Source organism: Salinihabitans flavidus (genome assembly GCF_900110425.1).
Classification (GTDB): Bacteria; Pseudomonadota; Alphaproteobacteria; order Rhodobacterales; family Rhodobacteraceae; genus Salinihabitans; species Salinihabitans flavidus.
Genome location: NZ_FODS01000075.1, coordinates 1 through 1285 on the forward strand (window position 1 = coordinate 1; position 1285 = coordinate 1285).

1 protein-coding gene is annotated in these 1285 nt (G+C 60.0%); it reads right to left on the reverse strand.

Annotated features, from left to right (window positions below; translation table 11 throughout):
• Window positions 1-177: 177 nt before the first annotated feature.
• Window positions 178-1020 carry a glycosyltransferase family A protein gene (locus BMW66_RS19845; protein ID WP_093120895.1) on the reverse strand — a complete coding sequence of 281 codons (843 nt, stop codon included), beginning with the start codon at window positions 1018-1020 and terminating at the stop codon, window positions 178-180.
• Window positions 1021-1285 lie beyond the last annotated feature (265 nt).

Below are 1285 nucleotides of genomic sequence, written 5' to 3' on the forward strand. Positions count from 1 at the left end.
CGGCCTCACGCCCTACGAATACATCTGCAAGGTCTGGACCTCAGAGCCGGATCGTTTCATCCTAAATCCGATCCACCAGATGCCGGGACTAAACAACTAGGGTCTGCTGAGTGCGAATGCCATCACTTGATCCTGGCCAAAAAGCAAAGTTGCGTTTCAACCCATCCGAGGATGGGCCTACATCCAGATCCCATGCGTCTGGCGGAAATGCGCGATCGCCGCACGGTTCAGATCCTCGCGTCCCGCGCCCTCTACCTCTGAGCGGAAAAGGGCATGCGGCGCATGATGTGTCACCGCAGGTTCGGGCGACGGCACATCCGACACGATCCAGACCGGATGCCCGTTCGCGACCGCCTGCCCCGACAGCCAGATGTCGTCCACCATCCAGCAAACCTCCGGTATCTCGAAAACGTCATCGAGGATGAAATCCTCGCGCAGCATGACACCGCAGTAGGCCTGAAACGCATCCGCATACCCGGCCCTGAGCGACGAATAGCGATAGGATTCAGTCACCGGGGTTCCCTTGATCCGATACCGTATCTCGCGACCGAACATCCGGATCTGGAACGGCAGGTCGGTCACACGCCATTTGCGAATGTGGCGCGGCTGCAACGTCTCGGCCTCGTCGCTCTCATCTCCCCGTTCATGGTGAAGCCCGCTGACGGCGACACAGGCCTCGGGACGCGCCGCACGCGCCTTGAGAAACCTCTCGGCCATGAACGGCGCGTAGATCTGATCGTCGTCGCAGAACAGGATCTCGATCTTTGTGCCGCGATATTCCTCCAGTGTGGGAAGAAGCTTCGTCGCGGGCCCGTAGTCGGTCTCGGTCCGTCGAATCTCCACCCCGTGCGGCACCTCGGGAAGACGTCCATCCCAGTCGGGAAAGCGACTGTATTTGCGCGGAATATTGAGAATCACCCGCTCCGCCGGCACCGTCTGGGACAGCAGGCTTTTCAACGTCGGCCCAAGCTCTCCGAAGCGTGGCGGGATGGTGCTCAGTGAAATGACGTATCCGCTCATGCAATCTCTTTCTCTTTCGCCAAAGTATCGCGGCGCCCCACGCGGTCACACGCTTATAATCGTTTCGGCCCGATCGGGAACAGCTTTCCATCCTCGATCTCTTTTGACCCGAAGGGAAACCCGGACAGGTGAACCTCCGGGATGCAACCGCATCACGGGCGCCCCGCGCGTCTAGGATGCGGACTCATAATGCCTTGCCCAGAGGCGGGAGCAAGCCATGAGCACCGCAGCGAGATAGTTGCGGGCGGATTTCTCGTAGCGTGTC

What these genes read in the sequence shown, in the direction of transcription:
- BMW66_RS19845 (WP_093120895.1), bottom strand. Translation starts at nt 1,020, where the DNA reads ATGAGCGGATACGTCATTTCACTGAGCACCATCCCGCCACGCTTCGGA.